This window comes from Prosthecobacter sp., from assembly GCF_044232965.1.
GTDB lineage: Bacteria > Verrucomicrobiota > Verrucomicrobiia > Verrucomicrobiales > Verrucomicrobiaceae > Prosthecobacter.
Map to the genome: position 1 here is coordinate 82701 of NZ_JBIIKX010000002.1, position 24743 is coordinate 107443.

Annotated in this window: 20 protein-coding genes; 10 read left to right on the top strand and 10 right to left on the bottom strand. The window is 60.9% G+C overall.

Features of this window, described 5'->3' with window-relative positions:
* The first annotated feature begins 111 nt into the window (after positions 1 to 111).
* Positions 112 to 2415, top strand: a complete 2304-nt coding sequence (locus ACILSI_RS01260) for a heparinase II/III family protein (RefSeq protein ID WP_395720017.1) — start codon at positions 112 to 114, stop codon at positions 2413 to 2415.
* Between the two features lie 43 nt (positions 2416 to 2458).
* Here the strand turns inward: ACILSI_RS01260 and xerA are convergent, their stop codons facing one another.
* From xerA to ACILSI_RS01275, 3 genes are read right to left on the bottom strand one after another with little or no spacing between them, the layout of a single operon-like run.
* On the bottom strand, positions 2459 to 3346 hold the full coding sequence (xerA, locus tag ACILSI_RS01265) for a site-specific tyrosine recombinase/integron integrase (protein ID WP_395720018.1): 888 nt from the start codon (positions 3344 to 3346) through the stop codon (positions 2459 to 2461).
* A gap of 5 nt (positions 3347 to 3351) precedes the next feature.
* Complete coding sequence (locus tag ACILSI_RS01270; RefSeq protein WP_395720019.1) at positions 3352 to 4140, bottom strand: hypothetical protein; 789 nt, start codon at positions 4138 to 4140, stop codon at positions 3352 to 3354.
* A gap of 23 nt (positions 4141 to 4163) precedes the next feature.
* A complete protein-coding gene (locus ACILSI_RS01275) occupies positions 4164 to 5828 on the bottom strand; it encodes an FMN-binding protein (RefSeq protein ID WP_395720020.1) in 1665 nt (554 codons plus the stop codon).
* A gap of 168 nt (positions 5829 to 5996) precedes the next feature.
* Between ACILSI_RS01275 and ACILSI_RS01280 the strand changes: the two genes are divergently transcribed.
* The 7 genes from ACILSI_RS01280 to ACILSI_RS01310 all read left to right on the top strand — a co-directional run bounded on the left by ACILSI_RS01280 (position 5997) and on the right by ACILSI_RS01310 (position 11999).
* On the top strand, positions 5997 to 6485 hold the full coding sequence (locus ACILSI_RS01280) for a hypothetical protein (protein ID WP_395720021.1): 489 nt from the start codon (positions 5997 to 5999) through the stop codon (positions 6483 to 6485).
* Positions 6486 to 6631: 146 nt separating this feature from the next.
* Positions 6632 to 7195 carry a YceI family protein gene (locus ACILSI_RS01285; protein ID WP_395720022.1) on the top strand — a complete coding sequence of 188 codons (564 nt, stop codon included), beginning with the start codon at positions 6632 to 6634 and terminating at the stop codon, positions 7193 to 7195.
* 4 nt (positions 7196 to 7199) lie between these two features.
* Entirely contained in the window at positions 7200 to 8345 is a 1146-nt protein-coding gene (locus ACILSI_RS01290; RefSeq protein ID WP_395720023.1) for a type III polyketide synthase, read from the top strand.
* The gene (locus ACILSI_RS01295) at positions 8342 to 9511 is read left to right on the top strand and encodes an FAD-dependent oxidoreductase (RefSeq protein WP_395720024.1); all 1170 of its coding nucleotides are present in this window, start codon (positions 8342 to 8344) and stop codon (positions 9509 to 9511) included. Before ACILSI_RS01290 ends, ACILSI_RS01295 begins: the two co-directional genes overlap by 4 nt.
* Before the next feature lie 3 nt (positions 9512 to 9514).
* Positions 9515 to 10363: a methyltransferase domain-containing protein gene (locus ACILSI_RS01300; RefSeq protein WP_395720025.1), complete on the top strand. Its 849-nt coding sequence runs from the start codon at positions 9515 to 9517 to the stop codon at positions 10361 to 10363.
* A 29-nt stretch (positions 10364 to 10392) separates the two neighbouring features.
* Positions 10393 to 10746, top strand: coding sequence for an acyl carrier protein (locus ACILSI_RS01305; RefSeq protein WP_395720026.1), 354 nt, complete (start codon positions 10393 to 10395; stop codon positions 10744 to 10746).
* Complete coding sequence (locus ACILSI_RS01310) at positions 10743 to 11999, top strand: beta-ketoacyl-[acyl-carrier-protein] synthase family protein (protein ID WP_395720027.1); 1257 nt, start codon at positions 10743 to 10745, stop codon at positions 11997 to 11999. The genes ACILSI_RS01305 and ACILSI_RS01310 overlap by 4 nt, the downstream gene beginning before the upstream one ends.
* Here the strand turns inward: ACILSI_RS01310 and ACILSI_RS01315 are convergent.
* Positions 11992 to 14529 (bottom strand): efflux RND transporter permease subunit, encoded by a 2538-nt coding sequence (locus tag ACILSI_RS01315; RefSeq protein WP_395720028.1) that lies wholly within the window; start codon positions 14527 to 14529, stop codon positions 11992 to 11994. The two genes, ACILSI_RS01310 and ACILSI_RS01315, sit on opposite strands and share 8 nt — an antisense overlap.
* A 183-nt stretch (positions 14530 to 14712) precedes the next feature.
* Between ACILSI_RS01315 and ACILSI_RS01320 the strand changes: the two genes are divergently transcribed.
* Positions 14713 to 15360, top strand: coding sequence for a hypothetical protein (locus ACILSI_RS01320; protein ID WP_395720029.1), 648 nt, complete (start codon positions 14713 to 14715; stop codon positions 15358 to 15360).
* Between the two features lie 42 nt (positions 15361 to 15402).
* Positions 15403 to 16980: a hypothetical protein gene (locus ACILSI_RS01325; protein ID WP_395720030.1), complete on the top strand. Its 1578-nt coding sequence runs from the start codon at positions 15403 to 15405 to the stop codon at positions 16978 to 16980.
* A gap of 55 nt (positions 16981 to 17035) precedes the next feature.
* Here ACILSI_RS01325 and ACILSI_RS01330 read toward each other — a convergent pair whose 3' ends face one another.
* The 6 genes from ACILSI_RS01330 to ACILSI_RS01355 all read right to left on the bottom strand — a co-directional run bounded on the left by ACILSI_RS01330 (position 17036) and on the right by ACILSI_RS01355 (position 24733).
* Positions 17036 to 18463, bottom strand: a complete 1428-nt coding sequence (locus ACILSI_RS01330) for a sulfatase-like hydrolase/transferase (RefSeq protein WP_395720031.1) — start codon at positions 18461 to 18463, stop codon at positions 17036 to 17038.
* A 154-nt stretch (positions 18464 to 18617) separates the two neighbouring features.
* The gene (locus tag ACILSI_RS01335) at positions 18618 to 19064 is read right to left on the bottom strand and encodes a hypothetical protein (RefSeq protein ID WP_395720032.1); all 447 of its coding nucleotides are present in this window, start codon (positions 19062 to 19064) and stop codon (positions 18618 to 18620) included.
* Positions 19065 to 19089: 25 nt separating this feature from the next.
* Complete coding sequence (locus ACILSI_RS01340) at positions 19090 to 19428, bottom strand: hypothetical protein (RefSeq protein ID WP_395720033.1); 339 nt, start codon at positions 19426 to 19428, stop codon at positions 19090 to 19092.
* Positions 19429 to 19635: 207 nt separating this feature from the next.
* On the bottom strand, positions 19636 to 21429 hold the full coding sequence (locus ACILSI_RS01345) for an arylsulfatase (protein ID WP_395720034.1): 1794 nt from the start codon (positions 21427 to 21429) through the stop codon (positions 19636 to 19638).
* 66 nt (positions 21430 to 21495) lie between these two features.
* The gene (locus ACILSI_RS01350; protein ID WP_395720035.1) at positions 21496 to 22938 is read right to left on the bottom strand and encodes a sulfatase; all 1443 of its coding nucleotides are present in this window, start codon (positions 22936 to 22938) and stop codon (positions 21496 to 21498) included.
* 289 nt (positions 22939 to 23227) lie between these two features.
* Complete coding sequence (locus ACILSI_RS01355; protein WP_395720036.1) at positions 23228 to 24733, bottom strand: arylsulfatase; 1506 nt, start codon at positions 24731 to 24733, stop codon at positions 23228 to 23230.
* Positions 24734 to 24743 lie beyond the last annotated feature (10 nt).

A 24743-nucleotide genomic window follows, 5' to 3' on the forward strand; every position in this document is an offset into this window, starting at 1 on the left:
AGTGGTCTTTCCTTTGGGGGACTGAATTCCGCTAATCCCAGCCGCGCAGGCGGCGTTTAATCTTGACGATCAATCCACAAAACGCTGCTCTAGCGCCAACCGTCTTCCGCCATGAAAACCGCCTCGCGTTTCCTCTCCCTCGCCGTCATCGGCCTGCTCTCCACTGCCAGCGCCCAGCTTGCTGAAGAATACCGGCCATGGACCAACACCGCCGGCAAGCAGATTGAGGCCACGCTCGTCTCCGTCGATGCGGCGGCCAAGACCTTAAAAATCAAAATGAAGGACGGGCGTGAGTTCGATGTGCCCATCGCCACACTGAGCCCTGCGGATTTCGAATACGCCAAGGCTCGTTATGCCGCCATGCAGGCCGCTCCTGCTGCGCCGGCCACTGCGATGCCTGCGGCCACACCGGCAGCCGCGCCAGGTACACCTGCTGCACCGAAGGCTCCGGCCGCGAAGGTCGCCAGCAAACCCGCGCCGCCCCGGCCGGCCATCGCGATCATCCCGGCTTCCAAATTCAAGGCCCCCGGCGCGAATGACTATCTCGGCGGCATTCAGAAAGTGCGCCCACGCTTGATTCATAACGCTGCCAGTTGGGCCTATCTCAAAGGCTTGATCGCCACCGATCCGGTGGCGGCGAAAATACTCGAAGCCATGAAGGCTTCTGGAGAGGATCTCCTCCAGGATCCCGGCCTCACCCGCATTAATGGCGACACCGGCGGCGAAGGGCCCAAGGCCATCTACCGCATGGGCCTGCTCGGAGCGCTGCACTACTGCGAGGGCGATCTTAAATGGCAGGACAAGGGCCTGCAGGAGCTGCTCGCTCTGACCGACCCGATTTCCTTCCGCGACTGGCATCCTGAACTCATGGACAATGTGGCCGACATGGTCGTGGCCACCAGCCTGGGCTACGACTGGTTTTATACTTCTCTGAACGCCCAGCAAAAGACCACCATTCGCACCTACCTCGCACAAAAGGGTATCGACGCGCTCGTGGCGCATCTTGAAGGCGAAGAAATCCCAGAAACTGCCAAAGGCACCTCTGGAGGCCAGTCCGATCCCGCCAAAGCCAAAGGTGGTGCCAAGAAAAAAGCCGCCCCCAAGGACGACGCCAAGCTACCCCCGGACAGCAAGCAGATGGCCGCAGCTTCCGCGCTGATCATCGCCGCCATCTGCCTGGTGGATGACGATCCTGCTGTGGCAAAAAAGGCGGCGGATGCAGGTGCCAAGGTCTTTGGCAAAGGTCTGGAGCGCTTTGCTCCCGCAGGTGTGTGGCCGGAAGGCTTGCAGGCGGGTGAGGACGTGATGGATTACATCGCCATGATCGCCCAGACACGCAAAGCGGCGGCTGGCAGCGACCTTGGCATCAGTTTGGTGGAAGGCATCCCGCAATTCGGCGTGGCACGCATGCACTTGATCGGCCCCAGCGGCCAGACCTTCAATTTTGGCGACAGCAAGGGGGCGGCCTCCACCCGTCCGTGGGTCGCCACCTGGCTCTGTGGCGTGCATGGCAATCCGGGCCTCCGTGCCGTCGCCGCCACTGGCAAGCAGGCCGTCTCATCCGGTTACTTTGGCCAGGTCGGCAACTTCCTTTACTACAACCCGCACGCCGCTGGTGACGGCACGGCAGACTCGCTCGATTACGCGTTGCCCGCCGGCTTCGTCGCCACCACGCGTTCCGGCTGGGACAAGGCAGACTACTTCGTCGCCGTCAAAGGCGGAGACAACGCGGACCACACCGCGCAGCTCGACATCGGCAGTTTTGTGCTTGAGGCCGGGGGCCAGCGTTGGGGCGTCGAACTCGGCGCGGATACTGAACGCGCACCCGGTCTGGAAGTGAAACCCGGTGCCGACCGCACCAAACGCTTCGAACTCTATCTTGAGAACACCCAGGGCCAGAACACCCTTGTCATTGATGGCAATCAGGATCTCGAGGCGAAGGCCAAAGTCCTCGTCGGTGCCTCCAGCCCGGAAAAAGGCCTCGCCGTTGTTGATATGACCGACGCCTACAGCAAAGCCGCCAAGGATGTGCATCGCGGTGTCATGGTTGTGCGCGGAACCAAACCTTACGCCGTGCTACAAGATGACCTGGTCATCAAAACCACCCAGACCATCACCTGGAGCATGCACACCAAGGCCGAGATCGCCGCCGAGGGCACCAAGGCCACCCTCACCCAGGGCGGGAAGACACTCATCGCCACCATCGTCTCGCCAGCCGGTGCCACCTTCTCTTCTGGCACGCCGCCCGAGCCTCCAAGCGAGCAGTCCCGTGACCTCGTGAAGGAAAAAGTGAACGTCCTCAAGGCCACCATCGCCGACGCCAAAGGTCCGCAAAGCCTCTGCATCACCTTCGCCCTCGACGAAGCTCCAACCCATACTCCTGCGCCGGTCGCAACCTGGGTGCCGAAGAAGTGAGGTGTGGCTGGGTGATCTCTGACTTCTCATTCCCCACCCAGTCCTACGCCCTCGGGTGTGACTTGTCATAGACCTCTTTCATCCGCTGCGTCGAGACGTGCGTGTAAATTTGTGTGGTCGAAAGGCTCGCATGACCCAGTAGCTCCTGCACGCTGCGCAGGTCGGCCCCGTTGTTCAGCAGATGCGTGGCAAAGCTGTGCCGGAACTTGTGCGGTGTGAGATGCACCGGCAGGCCTGAGGCTCGCCAGTATTTGTTCACCACATCATCCACACCCTGAATGCTGAGGCGTTTGCGCAGCTTGCTCAAAAACAGCGCCCCGTCATGTACGCCCGCTTTCGCACGATAACGCTGCACCGCCTCCAGAGCCTTGCTGCCCACCGGGCAGAGCCGCTCTTTCTTGCCTTTGCCAAAGACGCGCACCGTCTCGGTGTAAGTGTCGATGTCAGCCACGTTCAGCGCCACCAGCTCGCTCAAACGCATGCCGGTGCTGTAAAACAGCTCCAAAATCGCCGCATCGCGCTCCGGTGCCCAGACCGTGTCGCGTTTCGATTTTTCCAGCGTCAGCGGCAGGTTCAGCATCTGGTCGATCTGCGTCACGGTGAGCACCACCGGCAGTTTTTTCTCACGCTTCGGCAGTTGCACCTCCAGCAGCGGATTCGACTTCCAGCCCCGCCGCCGTGTCAGCCATTTGAAAAAACTGCGCAGCGCCGCGAATTGCAGCCGGATCGTCGCTCGCCCGCGCTCCTTTTTCATCAAGTCGAACAAATAGGCTCGAAAGTCATCCGCCGTCAGCTCGCTCCAGCCTTGAAACGGCACGCGCCACTCACGGAACTGCCGCAGAGCCAGCTCGTAGTTGGCCAGCGTGCGTTCGGACGAGCGCCGCTCCGAACTCATGAACTCCAGAAAAGCATCGGCCAGCAGATCGTCCATGCAGCTTATCCTCCCGTGCGTTTCGCCCGGCACTCGCTGCAAATTTCATCGCCCGAGTCCAGCACACGGAAGTCGAGCTGCGGATTGTCGATCTCCGTCTTCTTGCAGACCGAGCATTGGTGGAAAAACGCGTCCCCAGGCAGTTGGGCGGACTCAAAACGGCTGCGGCGCGCGACCACGCGCGCCTGCTTGGCACGCTCGCTCACAAAGCCGGGGCCAAACGCCACGAGATAGTTCAAATGGCAGGCCAGCACCGGCAGCAGCATCGCCGGATCGCGCATCACCAGAAACGCGGTCATGCCCGCGCTGAGCAGCGCCACCCACTTCATTTTGATCGGCAGGATGAAGTAAAAATAGATCTCCTCGTTCGGAAACAATGTCGCGAAGGCGAACAGCAGCGTTTGGTAGAGAAACAATCCCGGTGCCGGCCAGCCGAAGAGCAACGCGCCCAGCGTCACGACAAACATCCAGCCATAGACGTAAAGGTTCACCCGGAACGCGCCCCACGCCGAGTCCAGCCCGCGGCCGACCCACATCATGAACATCGTGCCGATCAGCGCCCAGATGAGCGAGAAATTGCCCGGAATGAACACATGCGTGATCAGCCGCCACACCTCGCCGTGCATCACACGCGCCGGATTCAGGTCCAGAAACATCAAATAGGCCGCCGCGCCCTCCGGTGACATGACCATGACCATGAAGAGCACCAGCAATTGAAAAATCGCGATGACCTGCACGAGGCCCGGAATCGCGAAACGGCCGAACTTGGACTCTAAAGTGGAAATGATGGGCATGAATGGTTGTTGGTAGCCGGGTTTCAGCCCGGAGCAAAGAGAAGAACCATCACTACGCATGCCGCCGCCAGCCAGTCGCGAGTTCCGAGACGATCCGCGTCGCCCGTGAAGCGCAGCAGCTTGAACAGCGCGCCCGTCGGGCAGCCGTAGCGGCAATATGCCAGCGGCGTGACCAACGACCACAACACACCCACGATGGCGATCACGATGCTGGCCCAGCCCGCGACGCGGAACAGATACGCGTCGAACGGCTCCAGCGCGTTCAAATCCACCGGCAGGGCAAACGCCACGCTCAAGAGCACGAACACGAGCAGCACGAACGGCAGCTTCGATAAAAACGCCTCCATCCGTTTCGACGGCGACCACTGAAACGGCAGCCGCTTGGCCAAAAGCTGCTGCAACGCGCCGTGCGGGCAGATGTGGTGGCAATAGAGCTGCTTGCTGGTGAAAATCGGCCCCAGCAGCGCCACCGCCGCCAGCAGCACCAGCCCATGCACATTGCGCCACGGCGTTCCATGCGCCGCCCAGCCCGCGAGCAGACCCTGCGAGAGCATTTCACCCGCCAGGAAGCCGCCATAGGCCACCAACAGTGCATGATGCAGATGCCGGCACCACGCACGACCACGCAACGACGTGAACGCCATCACGAACGCTGCCAGAATGATGATCACATGTCCCGTGTCCTGCCAGCGCCAGCGAATCAGGCTCCACCAGTCACGCTTCGCCTCTTTTTCTTTGAGGAGTGACTGCGCACGCACGCGCACGCCTTCCGCCACGCCATAACTCGTCTGCGTCGCACCGGAAACACCTTCCACGCCTGCTTTGGCGAAGTCGATGTTCGCGATCTTCTCCGTCGTCATGCCATCAAAGGTCTTCAAAAACGCCGCATCACCCGTGACGTAGCCGACATAGGCTTCGTTGTCGTAGCTGCGCCGCAACGCGATGCCACGCAGTGTCGAACCCGTCGCATCCATCAGCATGAACGTGTCGCTCGGCCCCTTGTAGCCCACCACGCCATCCGAACTCGGCGCTGTGCGCACCGCCAGCCCGATGAACGCACCCTTCGCATCGAGAATCTCCTGCGAACCCGTGTGCGCCTTCGATTCACGCAGCTTCGCGGCCTTCGGCTCGAGTTTCTTCACCTCATCGAGCGTGATCGTGTCTGGAAAACGCAGCGAGGTCGTCGCGCTCTTGCCCAAACGACGCAAAACACCCTCCGCAATCGCGCTGCTCGTCAAAGTCGCGCCAGAAACGGCGTCCACAGGCATGTTCGCCATCTCAGCGGCCTTCTTGTTCGTGAACTGCTTGAAGAATGCCCGCTCGCCCACCACCTCGGCCACATGATCGGTCGTGTCGCTGCTGTGCAGGATGCGCAGACCGAGTACTTTGCCGCGTGAGTCGAGCGCGATGAGCGTGTTCGTCGGCCCTGAATAGCCAATGATGTCATCCGCCTCCGGCGACGTCTGCATCACATGCCCGAGCGTGATGCCCGACTCGTCCTTCACCGCCTGCATGCCGTTTTGCGGCGTCAAAACAGCCGCAGCGGGAAAGAAGTCACGAATCCGCTCCACGGTGAGTTCTGCCGCCGTCGGCTGATGCGAGCGCCGGACCGCCCAAACCACCGCAACCAGCAACGCCAAGCGCCAGAAGCGCAGGGCGGCGGATTTCCAGCGGCGGGAGGAAGGCATGGGCAAATCGTTAGCAGCCGCCTGCTGAAAGAGAAGCGCGCTTTGCCGGTTTCTCTGCTCATGCAACGTGTCAGCCTCAGACGCCCCCGCCGTGGGGGAGGAAGAAAGAATTGCGAAATGCCCAAAAGGTAGGACAATGGGGCCGCTTTACCGGAGATTTTCCTCCACATGCATCGCATTTACCGCTTTTTCGCCGCGCTTCTTCTACTGGCTTACGTCAGCACGGGAACTGCGATCATGCCTGCGGTGGTGATGGTGCTCGCGAAGCTGGATGGCAGCCATGCGGTCATTGTCTGCCAGTCGGTAAGCGGAACGAAGGTGCTGCTGCATCATCGTGACGCGGAGTTTACTCCTGAGGTCAAAGATCATGCGTCAAAGCTGGCCCGGTGTCTTGTCTGCCTGTGCAAACCATCCAGCGAGGGAGATCACAGCCTTGCCACCATGGGGGTGGCATGCGGCCTCATTCATGCTCGCGATGATGTAAAGCGTGACCTCAAGGACACACCCATGCTGAACACCCAGGCCACGGTGAATCTGATCTTCCATCATTCACACCCAGCCAGTCTGTTCCACACGCAGCCACCCCTCTTCATGGCCATTCGCGAGAGTGGCAGGCAGAAGCCATGTGCGATGGCCACGGTGCAGCTTTTGATTTGAACCAGGCAGAACAGACGCGGCATTCCCCCCATGCGTCTGATTTCTAATCGTGCCACACAGGTTCAGCCTGGAATCAGGCACGACATCCTCCGGCAATGCCCTTTGCCCAAACGACTGCCTTTTTAATTCAATCTTCTTCTGTCTTTATGAAACTCATTCTGTTCTCTCTTTTGGTGGCAAGCTCCGTGCTGGCGGACACCTCCACCTGGTCTGGCACCAGCAAAATCACCTTCGACGGCACCTCCACGCTGCACGATTGGGGTGGCAAAGTGGCTGCCAAACCTTTCGTCACCAGGGTCACCACCGACGCCAGCGGCAATCCCACCCGCGTGGAGGCCACCGTCACCGTCGAAGCGGCCAAGATGGACACCGCCGAGGCCAAACGTGACGAAAACATGCGCAAGGCCATGAAGGCCGACGAGCATCCGCTCATCACCGGTGTCATCGACACGCCCTTCACCGCCATCCGCCAGGGCGATGCCACCCCCGCCTCTCTGCCGCTGAAGCTGACCCTGCTGGGCAAGACACAGACCCTCACCGGCAAGATCAGCAACTGGAAGCTGAAGGACGACAAGGCCTCCTTCGATCTCGATTTCGATCTCTCGCTCAAGACCAGCGGTATCAAAGTCCCCACCGTGCTGCTGGTCATCCGTGTGGGTGACGCGATCAAAGTCCACGCCGCCGTCGAATTGAAACGCTCTGCCAATTGATTCCATGCCCGCCTACATTCACCACATCGCCACGGAGAATCCGCCGTTCATTTACAGCAACGAATTCGCCTGTTCCCGGATGAAAGGCTGGGTCAGCGAACCCCGCGCCAAGCGCATGGTCGAGATGATCTACGAGCGCACCGGCATCGACACGCGTTACAGCGTGAGCGATGACTTCCTGAAGGACGACGGCGAGCTTTTTCACACGCTGCCGGACGGCACGATCAATTCGCCCACCACCGGCCAGCGCAACGCGCTTTACGCCAAAGCCTCGCGCGAACTCGCCGTGAAGCTCGCCCGCAAGACGCTCGCCGAGTGCCCGCAGTTCAAGAAAGAAGACATCACGCACATTGTCTTCGCCTCCTGCACGGGCTTCGCCAATCCAGGGCCGGATTATCACATCATTCGCGATCTCGGCCTCAATGAGAGCGTGGAGCGCTACACCATCGGCTTCATGGGCTGCTACGCGGCATTTCCCGCGTTGCGCATGGCGGCGCAGTTTTGTGAGGCGAATCCAAACGCGGTGGTGCTCGTGATGTGCCTGGAGCTTTGCACGCTGCATCTGCAAGTCAGCGACAAGCCGGAAAGCATCGTGGCGAACGCGCTCTTCGCCGATGGAGCCGCGGCGGCGATCCTTAGCGCCCGCAAACCAACCAGTGACCGGCCGTATTACCGCGTGCAGGGCTTCCACTCGGCCCTTGTGCCCTCCAGCGAGGCGCACATGGCCTGGGACATCGGCGACAACGGTTTTAACATGGTGCTCTCGGCTTATGTGCCCGATTTGATCGGCAGCAACATCCGGGAGATGCTCGGCGGCATTCTCGCGAAGCGTGACATGCAGTTCAGCGACATCGACGAATGGGCCGTGCATCCCGGCGGACGCGCGATTCTCGATCAAGTCGAGCAGCATCTCGAACTGCCTGCCGAGGCGCTGGAGATGTCCCGCGACGTGCTGCGTGATTACGGCAACATGAGCAGCCCCACGGTCATGTTTGTGCTCAAAGGCATGCTCGAGGAGGCCGAAACTGATCGCGCCACGACCTGCGCCATCGCCTTCGGCCCCGGACTCACGGTGGAAACGGCGGTGCTGGAGCGCTGCGGCGCGGCAATCACCTCACCAAAGAAATCGAAAGCCACGATCCGAGCATGAAGACGGATTTTGATGTGATCATCGTCGGTGGCGGCCCGGTGGGCCTGCTGCTGGCCTGCTTGCTCAAAAAACAGGCCCTGCGCGTCCGCGTGCTGGAAAAACGCACGCAACCCATCCCGCACTCCGCCGCCATCGGCATCACGCCGCCCTCGTTGCATATCTTGAACAAGCTTGGGCTGACTTCCGAGTTCATCGACGCCGGGTTGAAGGTGCGGGACTGCTTCGTCCACGGCCAAAGCGGCCAACTCGGCTGCATGACGTTCCGTGACATCCCGGACGAGCATCGCTTCATCCTCGCGCTGCCGCAGGTGACGACGATTGCCATTCTGCAAAAACATCTAGGCGCTGAATTCATCGAGACAGGTTGTGAAGTCACCGAGGTGAGGCAATTCACCGATCACTGCGTCGTGCGTGCCGACGAGCGTGAATGGACTGCGCGCTATGTGGTTGGTTGCGACGGCTGGCGCAGCCCCGTGCGTGAGTTCATTGGCATGCAAGCTCCCACGCATGCCTATGACCTCCACTTCGTCATGGGCGACTTCATCGACCGCACTGGCTTTGGTGAAGAAGCTCATCTGTTTTTCACCGCCATGGGTTCTGTGGAGTCGTTTCCCCTGCCCGGCGGTCAGCGTCGCTGGATCGTGCAAACCGACACGCGTCTCGATCAGCCGCCGAAAGGTCTCGTTAGCGAGCTCACACGCTTGCGCACCGGTTTCGACGTGCCGGTGGCGGATCAAGTCAATGAAAGCGTCTTCACACCGCGCCGCTTCAATTGCGACCGCTACTACGATGGCCGCGTCATCCTCTGCGGCGATGCCGCGCATGGCATGAGCCCCATCGGTGGTCAGGGCATGAACACCGGCTTTGCCGATGCGGAGTTCCTCGCCGAGGTGCTCAGTCATGGCGATCCATCCTCGCTGCTGCCCGCTTATAGCCGCTTCCGCCGCAAGGCCGCGAAGACCGCCATCTTCCGTGCTGAATGGGGCATGTGGCTTGGCACTTGGCGCGGGAAAACACTCTCGATGCTGCGCGACGCCATTTTGAAGTTCCTGCTTTGCCAGGGCCCCGTCGCACGCCGCATGGGACCGTTCTACGCCATGCTCACCATCCCCTTCAACACGCTCGCCCGCGTCCCGCAAGGCAGTTTGAAACCGCGCACCGTTTGATTCATGACCACGACTCTCGAATACACCCCCACCATCGACGGTGCTGCCTCGCACTACGACGATCTTGATCAATTCTACCGCGAAATCTGGGGCGAGCACGTCCACCACGGCGTTTGGTTCACCGGCAAGGAAACCGACACCGAAGCGGCGGAGAATCTGGTCAAGATGGTCGCTGAACTCGGCCGCACGGGCCAAAACACGGATGTTTGTGACATCGGCTGCGGCTACGGGGCCACGGCAAAAATTCTCGCACAGCGCTACGGCGCAAACGTCACCGGCATGACCATTTCGTCCGTGCAGCTCGCCTACGCGCAGGCCAACAACAACGTGCCTGGAAAAACGACCTTCATGGTGCGTGATTGGTATGAAAACCAGCTTCCCGACAATCGCTTCGATGTCGTGCAGACGGTCGAAAGCCTCGAACACATGCCGGACCTGCCCACGTTTTTCCGCGAGTGCTACCGCGTGATGAAACCCGGCGGTCGTCTCGTCGCCACCGCCTGGATGTCCTGCGAACATCCTGACGCATGGGCGAAACGTCATCTCATCGACGCGATCACGCGCGAGACCCAAATCGCCGGTGTCAGGCCGGAAAGCGAGTTCCGCGCCGCCACCGAGGCCGCAGGCTTTGTGAACTACCAATTCAAGGATTATGCGAAGCAGGTGAAGCGCACCTGGCCGCTCTGCGCCCTGCGCACGGTGAAAGGTCTCTTCACCAAGCCGCACTACCGCCGCTTCCTGTTCAGCTCGAAGAATCCGAACCGCATCTTCGCCCTCACCCTCTTCCGCATCTGGCTGGCCTATGAACTCGGCGTGCAACGCTACGGTGTCTTCAGCGCAGACAAGGTTTAAACCAGCAGCAGCACCGATTAAACAAAGCCATGCCCATCACCGAAGAACGAAAGCAGGAGATCGCCAAGTCGCTCAAGCATTGCAGCGAGGCCACCGTGGCTGCCGCGATGCGCTTTGAGGAAACTCGTGATCTGGACGAACTGCCCGCCATCATCCTTGGCGTGCTGGGCCGAGACACGACGAATCCCAATGCCGAGGGAGTGGCGGCCGCCACGGATGAATCGCGGCTCATCGAAGACATTGGCATGGATTCGTTCGGCATGATCGAGGTCGTCATGACGGCTGAGGAAGTGCTCGGCATCACCGTGGCCAATCAGGAGATGAACGACATCCGCACCCTCGGTCAGTTGAAGGCGTTTTTGCGAACCAAGCTCGCTGCATGAAGCGCGTCGTCGTCACCGGCCTAGGTTTCATCTCCAGCATCGGCAACAGCCGTGCGGCGGTGCTCGAAAGCCTGCGTGAGGGCCGCAGTGGCATCGAGTTCATGCCAGAACTCGCCGCCGCAAACGATCGCGTGAAGCTCGCAGGCACGGTGAAAGGCTTCACTTTTCCCACCGCCGATCCGCTCGACTGGACCTTCCCGCCGAATGTCCAGATCAGCCGCGCTCAGCTCCGCACGCTAGTGCCCAATGCTGTCTTCGCCATCGCCGCGATGGAAGAAGCCATCCGTGACGCCAAACTCGATGCCGCGCTCGTTTCAGTGCCGCAAACCGGTTTGTACTGTGCCTCAGCAGGCTCCGCGTGGATGACACATGTGGCGATTGAGTCTGTGCTTACTCGTGGCCCCGCCCGCACCTCAGCGCCGACTGTGGTGACTGGCATGCCGAACTCTCTTCACCTCAATCTCACCGCGAAGTTTGCCATCAAAGGCGCCTCTGTCGGCTTCAGCAGCGCCTGCGCATCGTCCGCTCACGCTTTGGGCAGCGCGTGCGATCTCATTCGTCTCGGCCGGCAAAAGATCATGTTCGTCGTCGGCGCTGAGGACTGTCATCCGTGCAACATCCTGCCCTTCGCCTCGCTGCGTGCTTTGAGCGTTCAAACCGATCCCGCATTGGCTCCTCGGCCCTTTGATGTGAATCGCGATGGTTTCCTCATCACCGGCGGCGGAACCGCCCTCGTCTTGGAAGACGCCGAACACGCCGCCGCACGCGGCGCGACGGTTTATGCCGAGGTCAAAGGCTGGGGCCAGGCCTCCGACGGCTACGACGTTGTCGCCCCTGATCCCACGGGCAGCGGTCTCGCCCGTGCCATGACGAACGCCCTTCAAGACGCGGTCTTGGAACCCTCCGCCATTGATTACATCAACGCCCACGCCACCGCGACGACAGCGGGTGATCTCGCCGAGCTGAGCGCTCTCAAATCCGTGTTTACTGGCGAGGCGAAGCCTAAAGTCAGCAGCACGAAAGCTCTCACCGGTCACGGCTTGAGCCTCGCTGGCGCTTTAGAGGCGGGCATCTGCTGCCTTGCCCTCCGCGAAGGTTTCATGCCCGCCTCCGCCAAGATTCAGCAGCTCGATCCCGCGTGTGAAGGCATCTCGATTCTCACGGAACGCTGCGATGAAGCCCCCGGCGTGGTCATGAGCAACAGCAGCGGCTTCGGCGGCGCGAATGTGGCGCTGATTTTCTCGGCTACTTGATCCACCGCCACTTCGCGAAGAGGAAATACAGAACCGGCAGCACCAGCAGCGTGAGCACGGTGCCAAACAAAAGGCCGAAGATGTGGACGGCGGTCAGCGGACGCCACAACTCGCCGCCAGTAAGAGCCAGCGGGATCAAGCCGCACACTGTCGCGAATACGGTGGCGAGAACGGCACGCAGACGCACGAGCGCGGCTTGCATGAGCGCTTCCTCGAGTTCCACACCGGCGGCACGTTCTTCCTCGATAAAGTCGGACAACACGATGATGTGACTCACGATGACGCCTGCGAGGCTGACAATGCCGATCAAGGCCATGAACCCGAAGGAGGCGTGCGTCGTCGCGAGACCGGTGAAGGCACCAATGAGGCCCAGCGGCACGGTGAGCATCACCACGAGCGATTTCATGATCGAGCGGAACTGGATGACCATGGCGAGGGCGATGAGGGCGAGTGAGATCTTCAAGACGTGCTCCATCTCGCGCTGGCTGTTGATCAATTCACGTTCCTCGCCGCCAAAGGCGATGCCTTCCTTCGGAAAATGCTCGCGGGCTTTGTGGAGGATGCGGGAGGCGAGTTCGCCGAAGGGTGCGAGGGCTTTGACGGTGACAGTGCGCTGCTGGTTGACGCGAGTGATGACGCTGGAATCGTCGTGGACCTTGTAGGCACCGGCTTCGCGCAGCGCGGTGGCGACTTGAGCGGTCTTCGTCTGCAAATTATCGCCACTGATCTCGATCTGGATCGGCGTTTCGAGCGCAGGACCTTGTTCAATTTGTTTGACGAGGCAAAGCGCGCCTTTGATTTCGCGGTCGAGTACTTCGCGCAGATGGACGATGAGCGTGGGCACATCCTCGGCATGGCGGGTATTGACGAGGACCTGCGCGACGTTCGCGGCCGGCTGTCGCGGCAGGACGTTGTAATAAAACATCGGCGTGCCGCCGCCGCTGACGACGATGGCACTTTGAATGGCGTCTTCTTTTTGCAGGAACTCGCTGACGCGAGTGGTGACGGCCATCGTTTGCTCGATGGCGCTGCCCTCGGGAAGTTGGATGTCCACAAGGAGCTGGTTGCGCTCAGCAGCCGGGAAGAACTGCTTGCCGAAATACGGGATGAGCGCGGTGCTGGCGGCGAGGAGGCCGTAGGCGGCGATGACGGTGAGAAGCGGTCGGCGCAGGGCGAGTTGCAGCGCGGATTTGTAGAAGGACACAAGGCGGTGCAGCGGATGCGTGCCGTTGAGAGCATCGAAGCCCTTTTGGCCGCGCAGCAGGTAGTAGCCGAGCAGCGGGATGAAGGTCATCGACACAATGCGCGACGACACCAGCGCCAGCGTGATGACAATGGGAAGCGAGATGATGAACGCGCCCATGTCTCCCGGCAGCAGCGCGAGCGGCAGGAAGGCGACGATGTTGATGATGGTGCCGAAGAAGATGGCACGACGTAGCTTGAACGGCCCGAGCCAGGCTGCGATGCCGCGTGGCTGGCCGTCAGCGAGTTCGCGATTGATGCCATCGGAGGCCACGACGGGATCATCGACCAACATGCCAAGCGAGATGATGAGCGCGGCGATGGAGATCTGCTGCAAGGGCACGCCTAGCGCCGCCATGCCGCCGAGTGTCATCGCAATGGTGAGCGGAATCGCCACGGCGACGACAAGCGCGGTGCGCCAGTCCATGAGCAGCAAGGCCACAAGCACGACGACGATGACGGCCTCGATGAAGCAGCGCAAAAACTCGCCGATGCGATGCGCGGTGGCGGCAGGTTGATCGGAGACGGTGATGACGCGGATGCCGGCCGGGAACTTCATCGAGTCGATCCTGGCCAGCACGGCTGTTTTGAAGTCGCGGATGATGCTTCCAGCCTTCATCTCGATGGCGACGAGAACGCTGGTGGAGGACTTCAAAGGCCCGTTTGGCTCGCGATGCAGTGTACGAACGCTGTAACTGGCTGCGGCCATGTCTTCGAAGGAGAGGATCTCCTCGGGTGCATGACCAAACTGGCGGATGCGGCCGGTGCTGGGCACGGTTTTGAGTTCTTTCTCGACCAAATCGGCTGCGGTGGCCGCTTCATCGCCGAGCACGGCAAAGAGCAACGTGGCGGGAAGCTGGTAGTCGGTTTCGAGTCGAGGATCTTCGCAGTCTTCAGGCAGTTTGACGGTGGCGAGGATCTCCCGCGCCTTTTTCCACTGCTCATCAATGACTTCTTTGCGGTCCGTCTTCAGCGTGATGACGAGGGTGGAGATGTTGTCCTTCGACTGCGACTGAAGTTTTTCGAGCGTGGGCAGCTTCGAAAGCGCGGCTTCGAGTTTTTGGGTGACCTCTTTCTCCATGTCTCCGGCACTGGCTTCCGGCCAGACCGTGATGAGCACCGCATCATGCGTCGGAAACGTCGGATCTTCCTGCTGCGGCAGGCTTTGAAAAGCAAACCAGCCCCAGACGAGCGTGGCAGCCATCGTGAACCAACCGAGCATGCGATGCTCGACAAAAAACTGCGTGATGCCGCCTCTTGGGTGGGGTTGTTCAGAGGATGGATCCATGCGTGCGTCCGTGAGCGGGCATTGTTCGATGCTCGCCACTTGTCGTGCAAACGGAGCTTCTGAAAAGCCAGGCTTCGAATGAAAATTGACAGGATTGGCCGACCCACGACGCACAATGGCTGCTTGCCAGCCGCCGACAGGCGTAGTTAACGGTGCAAGCCCTTTCAGTCATCGGCTGCCAAGATGAAACACCGCGACATCCAGCCTGAATTGCTCGACCTGCTTCCGCAGCATGATCCTGACGCGCTGCGTGCGCGTGAGGAGATGGTGCTGGTGAATGCCATCATGGGGAATCACCGCTGGATCGAGCGAATGCTTCGTCGTCATGGTGAGCCGGGCTGGCCGATCTCCGAACTCGGCGCGGGTGATGGCACGCTCTCTTTGGGCCTGCTGAAATTGAATTTATGCCGGGAAGAGGAACTGCACGCCGTCGATCTGGCTGCCATGCCGGATCACTGGCCCGCAGGCGCGGGATGGACTTGTGGCGACGTGCTGGCGCATCCTCTGCCGGAGACGCGAATCGTGATTGCGAATTTGTTTCTGCATCACTTCACGAACGAGCAGCTTCGGGTACTTGGCTCGCGCATATCACCGGCCACGCGGCTCCTGGTGGCGGTAGAACCGGCCCGGTGGTGGATTTTCACGATCCTAGGACGGCTGTTTTGTGAGTTTGCCGAGTTGAATCATGTGCATCGTCATGACATGCCGGTGAGCATCCGCGCAGGTTTTCGCCGAGATGAATTGCGCCAGGCGCTCGGTCTCGGTCAGGAATGGAAGGTGAGCGTTCAATCGCATCCACTGGGCGCTTATCGTTTCCTAGCGTGGCGATGACGCGCATTGCCCGCACGCGTTCATGCGTACATACTGCGCCGCATGATCCGGCCCCATACGCCGTCCGAAACTCCTGCCGAGAAGCCCGCGCATAGCGGGCAGAGCGGCGGTATGTGGGCATCGCCCTGGGAGTTGGATCACGAATGGCAGGACGCGCCCCCGGCAAAAAAAAGCCGGTGGATCGAGGAGGACGAGCCTGAGCCGGCAAGGCCGCGTGAGACCGAACCAAGGCCCAAGCCGGTGATCCGACCCACCCCGGCAGCAGAGCCCAAACAGGAGTCGGCCGCTCCGAATGGGGTCGTTCCTGCGCGACCGGCCACGAACGAGCAACGACCTCATCTGCCTCCTGAGCGCGAGGCCTCGTGGTCCAGCCTGGCGGTTTTAAGCCTGGGGCTGCTCGTGTGCGTGTTCATCGCCTGGGTGTATCTGGATGATCCTGAACTCGGCGCGGATGAGGATTTAAAGCTGCGGCGCCCGGTGGACCAGACGCTCACCCTTCAGACGCCGGAAAAGCTGCGGCGCTTCCTAGACTCCCTCGTCCCCTTCGAGGACACCACACTTTACGGCAAACCGCCCTGGCTGTGGGACACGCCGGCGCTCTCACGCGTCGTGCAGTCGAACGGCGCGGCGCTGGACAATCTGCGAGATCTTCTCGAAGACGCCGACTGGCATCCCGCGCACTCCGCCTGGCATGCGGCGGACCCGTGCAGCGATCCACGCTGGCATCAGGCGCTGCGTTTGAAACAAGCGGAGGCGGCCTACCTTTCCCGGCGCATGCAAGAGGAGGAGGCCTTCACGGCGGCGATTGATCTGGCGGAAATCGGCTGGCGGCTGGAGCCGCTGTGGGCCTGGCCTTCATGCTATCAGCGCTCGCTGGAGGCGCAGACCTGCGCCGCGCAGACTCTCGCCGATTTGCTGCGGCAGACGAAGCTCTCCGAAGCGACGCTGCGCCAGTTTCAGCGCCAGTTCAGCGTGTGCCAGCCGGGTGCCGAGCTGCTGGAGAGTGCGATGAACGCCTTCTATGTGCATGAGAAGAAGCTCATCCTCGGGCCGAAAAGCGGCGAGCTGGCCGACACGATGCCTGGCGGGGCGCAATTGCGGCGTCCGGGGCGCTTGTTCTTTAAGCCGAACGAAACGGTGCAGCTCTTTGCCCATGCGTTTCGTCAATTGCGTGACGAAGCCAAGGCACCGCTGGCCCAGACCTCCGAGGTGCGGCTCAAAAACGTCCCAGGTGGTGGAGGTTCCTTCCAGCCGAACTCGGAAGGACAGGCCTATTTCACACGCCGCATGAAGACCTACACGCCTCTGCCCGCCTTTCTCGGCCTCGTGCGCGCCCGGGGCAATTTGATCGTCACGCTGTTCGCCATTCGCCGCTGCATCGCGGAGCGAAAGACGCTGCCCGCCACGCTGGAGCAGCTCCGCACCTTCAATTACCTGCTCGATGTGCCCGTCGATCCCTACACCGGCGCTCCGCTGCAATACAACCTCGCCCGTGGCCTGCTGTGGTCCGTGGGCAACGATTTGAAATCCGCCAACGGCCTGCCCACCGAGCTGCCGTTGAACGATGCCACGGAGCCGACGGTGGAAATCGGCATCGCCGTGGCAGGGGTGGCGAAATGATCATTTCCATCACTTGGCGGTGGTGACGCTCCTGTGAAGACTGGGCGTCGCTGCCTTACTCCGCCTTTTTGTTCTTTCTGCCCTTCTTGGCAGGCTTGGGTTCATTCTTCATCGCGGACTCAAAAAGACGGTCGAGCTCGGCGGGACGGGCGTCCTTGTATTGGTCGAGCACGGCTTGGAGTTTGGCCCTGCTAGGCTGATCGCCGGTAAGCGGGGCTTTCTCCATGGGATCGGCTTGAAGGTCGTACAGCTCTCCGCTGCGGTACAGCTTGTGGCTGTGATCAAAGGCGAGTTCGCTGACCTTGAGGTCGAACTTCTGGCGTGGCGAATACCACATGTAGAGCGCCTCACGCGGCGAGCCGGTTTCACCACGCAGTTGAGGTAGAAAGCTCACTCCATCCAAATGGACGGGCACCTCAACACTGGCGGCAGCGCAGATCGTCGGCAGAAAGTCGGCGCAACTGATGAGATCGCGGTTCACGCGGCCCTGCTTCATCACGGCGGGCCAGCTTGCGATGAGCGGCACATGATGGCCGCTGTTCGTCGTGCTGCCTTTGCCGCCGGGGAAATCCGCGCCCTTGAAGCGGCTCGTCGCACCTCTGCCAGTGCCATTGTCGCCGGTGAAAAGGAGCAGCGTGTTGTCGCGGATATCTAGTTCGCCGAGTTTCGCATCGAGACGGCCGATCATCTTGTCCATGTAGGCCACCATCTCGGCGAAGTGCTTCACATCGCGCTGTTTCGCCTCGTTGCTGATTGTGGGGTCCCAGCCCGGGCTGTCCGGCGTGGGCTGGTAAGGATCATGCGTGAGAATCATCGGGTAGTAGAGGAAGAAAGGCCGCTCCTTGTGCCGCGTGACGAATTCGAGGGCGAAGTCGTTGATGAGCGTGGGGCCGTAGCTGCCCTGAGGATACTCTTTCTCCTCGCCGTTAAGTTCGAGGCCGGGATTCGCATAGCGGGGCGGCCGGCGTGTTTGCTGCCAGAGCAGCGACTCGTCGAATCCAAAGTGCTGCGGCGAGTCCGTCTCGTGCCCGAGCTGCCATTTGCCGCAGATGCCGGTGGCATAGCCCGCTTTTTTCATGAGATGCCCGAAAGTCGTCTCCGTGCGCACGAGCGTGCCGAAGTTCAGGTAGTTCCGCACGTTGTACTTGCCCGTCATGAGCTGCACCCGCGTCGGCGTGCAAAGCGGCTGCGAGTGGCAGTGCTCAAAGCGCATGCCGCTGGCCGCGAGGCGGTCGAGATGCGGCGTCTGATACGACTCGCCACCATTTGCAGTGACGCACTCGTAACCGAAGTCGTCGGCCATGATGAGGATGATGTTGGGCCTTCCCGTCGGAGCCTTGGCGGAGTCGGGCTGCGCCGAAAATGACGAATGCAGAGCCGAGCATAGCGAGACAGCCAGCATCGCGAAGCGTATGCTGCCCGGCAGGGGTGAGCGAAGCGAAGCAATGACGAATGACGAAAATAGACAGAGCAGCGGTTTCATGAATTTCTGTGTAGCAGGGTGAGTGTGAAGCGGCGCATATCCATCTCGGACTATAGCCGTTCTTTGGCGGATGACCCCAGTTCTGCGAATGTCAGTCCCAAGCTTTGCATCATCGTCCGGGGCGGCTTTCTACAGCGCATGGTTGAACAGTTGTTCAGAATGGACGCCCGAGCTTGAATTCATATTTGGGCCACGGTTGGAACGGAACACCGCCACCAGCGCCGGGATACCACTGCGAGTTGAGGTAAGTCAGTGGGTCTGCAACGATGTCCTCCCAGGTGGCATCGGGAAAGACGGTCAGAATCCAGTGATCGCAGTCCCATGCTCCGAACAGCCGGTCCTCCGGCAACCAAAGCAGGATGAACTCTGGACTGTAGCTGGCACACTCTCCGGAAAGGGAAACGGCTGGAATGGCGTAGTGACCATCATCGTCGTGGTGAGGATCGCTCTCAGACTCAGTGCCAATCCAGACCTCGCCAAGGGAGAGTTGGTCAAGTTGCTTGAGACCAACGCGACCCGCCTCGCACTGCGACTCGTCGTATTGGAGTTGCTTGCCAACTCGGAGAAAATCGACGGCGGATTCGGGTAGGTTAAAGCTCATTGAACGGGCGACTCCGGGTGTTGGCTCATGGCGTGAAATGAGAAAGAAAGCGGTCCTGCAAATCGGTGAGACGTTCGCCTGTGGAAGTGCTGAGACGGAACTCCTCGGAGTGACTGCCGAGTGAGGAACTGCCGTCGAGAATGCCGAAGACGTTCGACACGGAATCCACGGCAACCTGACGAAGAACGGCAAAGAAGGCTGGGCGCTGCGACTCGGGCAGTGAGGCGAACATGGCTAACGCCGCGCGCCAGTGTGGGTCGGACGCCTGCTCGGGGCGTGTGTCGCGAAAGGTGCTCTCGTAAAACGCAGAGTTACCGTCCACGACCTCGGTGATTATGCTCTGAGTGAACTCGTCGGCTGTCATGGTTCGTGTCGAGTTATCGGTGACTTTCTTGGTTTCCGTTCACGGGAGACGCGAGGAATCGCCGAACGTTTTTATCCGCGATAAATTGTGGGCGTATCGGAGTCGTCCACAACCAAGCTTGTGAATTTGTTTTTATCAAAGGCTAGGAATGCAGGCAAGACGCATTTCGTAGGCAGTCAAACAACCAAGAATCCCTGCTCATCTTTTTCACCGCAGCAGCGTGAGCGTGACGCGGCGCACGTCCATGACGGAGGCACCGGGGATGTCGAGGGCGCGGAGCGTGAGCGGGCCTTGGCCGGCTGGCAGGGTCATTTCGCCGAGTTTGAGCATTCGGAAATCCTTCATCTGGCTTTCACCATGCGGGCGTGGGAGGGTGTCCTGGTTCGTGTAAAGTGGTGGGTCCCAGCCTGGGGCGACTTTGCCGCTCAGTTGAGTGTTTTGGAAGGCCAGCTCGATGGTGGAGCCGACATCGGGCACCTTGCAGGTGTAGTCGATGGTCACCTCGTATTTTCCGGCGGTGTGGACATCGAGCAGCCAGACCATGCTGTCGTCTTTGCTGGTCCAGTTCACGAAATACGAGCAGTTAGGCGCGCCGCTGCTGCGCTGCACGCCGCCGCGTGGCTCGCCATCACGCGCGGGCAGCATGGTGATGGGGAATTCGCGATAACCGACCGGAATCGGCCGCGGATCGACGGCGTTGCCGCCTTTCTTCTTGTCGCCCTTCGCTTTGGGCAAAACCGCGGCAGCGCCGAACACATCCTGACGCCAGGCTTTGACCGCGTCGGTGAGCTTTGCGGCCAGCGCTGGCTCCCTGTCGTTGATCGGCGTGGTTTGGCCTGGATCGTCGATCATGTCGTAAAGCTGGCCCGCGTTGTCGAGCCGATGCGTTTGCGTGCGAACGCTCGCGTTCATGGCCCAGGTGGAGAAGATCATGCGCTCCGGCCATTCGACCGCCTGTTGCATGAGCAGCGGCGTGAGATCGCGGCCATCGAGCGGCTTGTCGCCGACGCGCTTCACACCGGCCAGCGCGGTGAGCGTGGGCATCAGATCAATCGCGCCGCTGATCTGCGTGACGGTATGCTCAGCGGGGAGTTTCGCGGGCCAGCGGATGTAGCACACGGAGCGCACGCCGCCCTCGTCCGTGGTGCCTTTTTTGCCCTTCATGCCGCCAGTCCAGCGCATGGAGTTGGGGCCGTTGTCGGAGAAATAGACGACGATGGTGTTGTCCTCGACGCCGTGCTGCTTCAGCCGAGTAAGCACGCGGCCGACGTTCATGTCCTGGTTTTCGATCATCGCCAAAGCACAGCGCGTTTCATCGGCCACTTCCTGTGCTGCCTGCGTGGCGGTTTGGGTGATGGGCTTGTCCTTGAAGCGCTTCCAGTCCGCTTCTGGAGCGGCCCACGGCGAGTGCGGCGTGGTGAAGGGGAGGTAGCAGACGAAGGGCTTGTCCTTGTGTTTGTCGATGAAGCCGAGGGCGCGATCCGTGCAGACATCCACGATGTAACCCTGCGTGCGGATCATGCGCCCATTCTCCTCCAGCGGCGCGTCGAAGTACTCGCCCCAGTGCCCCGAGGTGTGGCCGAAGTACTCGTCAAAGCCACGCGCCATCGGGTGATACGGCCACTGGCTGCCGTTGTGCCACTTCCCAAACGCGCCGGTGGCATAACCCGCGGCCTTGAACGCGTCCGCGATGGTTTTTTCACCGAGGTCGAGCCGCTCCTGCCCGGTGGAGACGCCACGCACACCACCACGCGGATGATACCGCCCGGTCAGAAACTCCGCGCGAGTCGGCGCACACACCGGACAGACATAAAAGCGGTCCAGTGACACGCCGCCCTTCGCGATGGAGTCGATGTTGGGAGTGGCGACCTGCTTGTTGCCGGAGTGGCTGTAATCGCCCCAGCCCGCGTCATCGGCCAGGAACACGACGACATTCGGCGGGGCCGCGAAAGCGGAAAGCAACGGGCAGAGAGCGAAGAGAAGAAGACGGATCGTGGGCATGGTGGATGGACCCGTGCTAACGACGATGCGGTGTGAATCCTTCGGCGATTGCAGGCGAATGAGGCGTCACTTCGCCACCTTGGCCTTCGCCTTGCCTTTGGCGGGCTTCTTCGAGCCGCGTTGATCCATCGGCAGCAATGCCCCGCCCCGCGCGTTCATCTCCGCATCGCAGAGCTCGCGCATCTTCTTCAAGGTCTCGGCGTGTGCAGGATCGGTGGCGAGGTTCTTTAATTGGTCGCGGTCGGTTTGCAGATCGTGCAGGAACTCGTAGGCGGGCTGTTGGTCAAAGTAGCGCGCATAAACATAGCGTTGATCGCGGATACCTTCCCAGGTGAGCGTGGGCGCGAGATCGACGTGCTCGCAGAAGAAGTGCGTGCGCCAGGGTTTGTCGCTGCCCTTGCCTTCGATCAAGGTGGAGAGGCTGCGGCCTTCGTAGCCCTCGGGGCGCTTCGCACCCGCCCAGTCGAGGAAGGTCGGGGCGAGGTCGGCATTCAGCACGAGATCATCGCAGACCTTGCCACGCCTCTCTTTCGGCAAACGTGGATCATAGACGACCATTGGCACACGTAGCGACTCCTCATAGTGCGACCACTTCCCCTGAAAGCCGCGATCTCCGAGGTAATAACCGTTGTCGGCGGAATAGACGATGATCGTGTTGTCCGCCAGCCCGGCCTCTTTCAGCGCGGCAAGCACACGCGAGATGCCTTTGTCGATGCCGCTGATCATGCGGTAGTAGGCGCGCACATTCGTCTCATACTTCTCCGGTGTGTCGTAGCCCCAGAAGAAGCGCTCGCGGTTGATGCTGTCTTTGAGGAACTGCGGATGCGCGTCAAAGATGGCCGCATCGCCAAGGCGCGGCGGCGGGATGCTGCGGTCCTCATACAGGCCATCCACAGACGGCGGCCACGGATACAAACCGATGCCGGGGCGATGATCGTTGTCCTCCGCATGAGCGGCGTTGAACCACAGATTGAGGCAGAAGGGCTTGTCCTTTGGCTGTGACTTGATGAACTCGATGCCTTTGTCGCACACGATGTCCGTCTCGTGTCGCTTCGAGCCATCCGGCATGGTCTTGAAATAGGGATTTCGAGTGACGGCCTCGTATTCGTCGTAATGCTCCTCGGGCTTGAAGCCCGGCGGGGCGATCATGTGCCACTTGCCGAAATGCCCGGTGCGATACCCCGCCTGCCGCAGCACTTCGGGAAACATCGTGCTCAAGGATTCCGGCAGCACCTGCGGCATCGCATCGCGCTTCGCATGCGTACGCACCCACTGGCCGGTGAGCACGACCGCGCGGCTCACCCAGCAGACGGCGGTGGTGACATGCGCATTGCTGAAGCGCACGCCCTCAGCCGCGAGACGATCAATCGTCGGCGTTTGAACGATGGGATGCCCAGCGCAACCCAGCGTGTCGTAGCGCTGATCATCGGCGAATAGGAAGAGAATGTTCGGCTTCGCCGCAAAAAGCGAAGGGCAAAGGGCGAAGATGAGGAGGATCAGAAGGCGCATGGTGATGCGTGAAACGCCATAGCATGGGCTTTCTAGCCTGTGCCCGTGGATTCACTGACTGAGACCACAGGAGAGATGCAACAACCGGCAAACGCACTTGGGAGTGTGGTGCAGCCGTCTCTGCTGCCACATGATCTGGCGCATGGTTGAAGTGGAATACGATGGCTGAACTTGGTTCTTGGGAGCGTAAGCTCCGGTTCGAGGGAACGAACGAATACTCCAGTCCAATTCGGTGCGTTTTAGCCGTTTTCCGGCCAAGGAGCGGCGCTTTTCAAGCGCCTCGGGGCGGTTACAAACCGCCCTTCCTTGATTGGATCTCGACGAGGCGCTGAGCCATGCGCTTCGCGATCTCCGGATGCTCATGGATCACGTTCGTCGTCTGACGTTGGTCATGGATGAGGTGGTAGAGCTGCTTCTCGGGCGCATCGGTCTTGAGTTTGCCGTTGATGAAGTCGCTGTTCGTCTCGCCGGTGAATTTCAGCGCTCCGCCGCCGCCGAGGGCGTGGTCGCCGGGTTTGGTGCCGCCGAAACCGCCGCCGCCGCGTGCGCCAATGTAGAGCCAGGGGCCGTCGCGGAGAGCGAGATGGGTTTTTCGATTCGGGGCGAGCACGAGCTCGGTGCGCAGGGGCTTGTCAGGCTTGCCGAGCAAGGCAGGCAGGACGTCGAGACTGTCCGGCACTGTGGTTTCGGAACCGGTGAGCGCCGCGAAGGTGCTGAGGAGGTCGATCTGGCAGATGAGTTGATCGGACACGCTGCCCGCCTCGATTTTCCCGGGCCAACGAGCGATGAAGGGCACGCGGTGGCCGCCTTCCCAGGAGTCGAACTTGAAGCCGAGAAGGTCGCCATTGAGCCGGTGATCCGCTTTCCAGGCCTGCTGGCCGCCTTGATTGAGCATGCCACCGTTGTCGCTGGTGAGGATAATGAGCGTGTTCTCGCGCAGCTTCAATTCATCGAGCGTGCGCATCACTTCCCCGACCATCCAGTCGAACTCCTGGATGAAATCGCCATACGGCCCGGCCTCGCTGCTGCCTTTGAACTTCGCGCCCGGCGTGAAGGGATGATGGATGTGCGGTGTGGCAAAATAAACGAAGAACGGCCGACCCGCGTGGCCGCGCATCCAGTTCACCGCTTTCTCCGTGAGCGTGGTGCCGTGTTCTTCCTCGTTGTAGAGGGCGTGCGCGGCTTTTCCGCCGGACATGGCCGGCGCGAGCATCTTTTCGGGAAACAAGCGCGTCTGTGCCTTGCCGCCATACTTCAGCGGATCAGCCGGATCGAGGCCGACGACGCGATGGTCCTCCACCCACACGAAGGGCGGATGGCTGTTCACCACGGGAATGCCAAAGTAGTGATCAAAGCCACACTCAACCGGCCCGGGCTTCAAATCAGCGTTCCAATCCGGCTTTGGCTTGTCGCCGAAACCGAGGTGCCACTTGCCAAAACAAGCCGTGGCATAGCCCTGACGCTTCAACATGCCCGGCAGCGTCGGCTTCGACACATCGACGATGAGCGGGCTCGGATTCATGACCGGTCGCCAGAGATCCTTGCGAAACGGATACTCGCCCGTGAGCAGCGCATACCGCGAAGGTGTGCACACCGACGAAGCCGAATGCGCATCCGTGAACTTTCGACCCTCGCTGGCAAGCCGATCGATGTTCGGTGTCTTCACCTTCGTCGCGCCATAGCAACCCACATCGCCATAACCGAGGTCATCGGCGAGAATCAGGACGATGTTTGGCGTTTCCGCCGCGAAGAGCGATGGGCAGAGGGCGAAAAGAAAAAACAGGAGGTGCTTCATGCAGACTGAA

Coding starts and splice junctions, on each gene's coding strand:
- ACILSI_RS01270 (WP_395720019.1), bottom strand. CDS start 4,140: ATGCCCATCATTTCCACTTTAGAGTCCAAGTTCGGCCGTTTCGCGATT.
- ACILSI_RS01355 (WP_395720036.1), bottom strand. CDS start 24,733: ATGAAGCACCTCCTGTTTTTTCTTTTCGCCCTCTGCCCATCGCTCTTC.
- ACILSI_RS01310 (WP_395720027.1), top strand. CDS start 10,743: ATGAAGCGCGTCGTCGTCACCGGCCTAGGTTTCATCTCCAGCATCGGC.
- ACILSI_RS01345 (WP_395720034.1), bottom strand. CDS start 21,429: ATGCCCACGATCCGTCTTCTTCTCTTCGCTCTCTGCCCGTTGCTTTCC.
- ACILSI_RS01285 (WP_395720022.1), top strand. CDS start 6,632: ATGAAACTCATTCTGTTCTCTCTTTTGGTGGCAAGCTCCGTGCTGGCG.
- ACILSI_RS01290 (WP_395720023.1), top strand. CDS start 7,200: ATGCCCGCCTACATTCACCACATCGCCACGGAGAATCCGCCGTTCATT.
- ACILSI_RS01305 (WP_395720026.1), top strand. CDS start 10,393: ATGCCCATCACCGAAGAACGAAAGCAGGAGATCGCCAAGTCGCTCAAG.
- ACILSI_RS01350 (WP_395720035.1), bottom strand. CDS start 22,938: ATGCGCCTTCTGATCCTCCTCATCTTCGCCCTTTGCCCTTCGCTTTTT.
- ACILSI_RS01275 (WP_395720020.1), bottom strand. CDS start 5,828: ATGCCTTCCTCCCGCCGCTGGAAATCCGCCGCCCTGCGCTTCTGGCGC.
- ACILSI_RS01335 (WP_395720032.1), bottom strand. CDS start 19,064: ATGAGCTTTAACCTACCCGAATCCGCCGTCGATTTTCTCCGAGTTGGC.
- ACILSI_RS01325 (WP_395720030.1), top strand. CDS start 15,403: ATGATCCGGCCCCATACGCCGTCCGAAACTCCTGCCGAGAAGCCCGCG.
- xerA (WP_395720018.1), bottom strand. CDS start 3,346: ATGGACGATCTGCTGGCCGATGCTTTTCTGGAGTTCATGAGTTCGGAG.
- ACILSI_RS01260 (WP_395720017.1), top strand. CDS start 112: ATGAAAACCGCCTCGCGTTTCCTCTCCCTCGCCGTCATCGGCCTGCTC.
- ACILSI_RS01300 (WP_395720025.1), top strand. CDS start 9,515: ATGACCACGACTCTCGAATACACCCCCACCATCGACGGTGCTGCCTCG.
- ACILSI_RS01320 (WP_395720029.1), top strand. CDS start 14,713: ATGAAACACCGCGACATCCAGCCTGAATTGCTCGACCTGCTTCCGCAG.
- ACILSI_RS01280 (WP_395720021.1), top strand. CDS start 5,997: ATGCATCGCATTTACCGCTTTTTCGCCGCGCTTCTTCTACTGGCTTAC.
- ACILSI_RS01330 (WP_395720031.1), bottom strand. CDS start 18,463: ATGAAACCGCTGCTCTGTCTATTTTCGTCATTCGTCATTGCTTCGCTT.
- ACILSI_RS01340 (WP_395720033.1), bottom strand. CDS start 19,428: ATGACAGCCGACGAGTTCACTCAGAGCATAATCACCGAGGTCGTGGAC.
- ACILSI_RS01295 (WP_395720024.1), top strand. CDS start 8,342: ATGAAGACGGATTTTGATGTGATCATCGTCGGTGGCGGCCCGGTGGGC.
- ACILSI_RS01315 (WP_395720028.1), bottom strand. CDS start 14,529: ATGGATCCATCCTCTGAACAACCCCACCCAAGAGGCGGCATCACGCAG.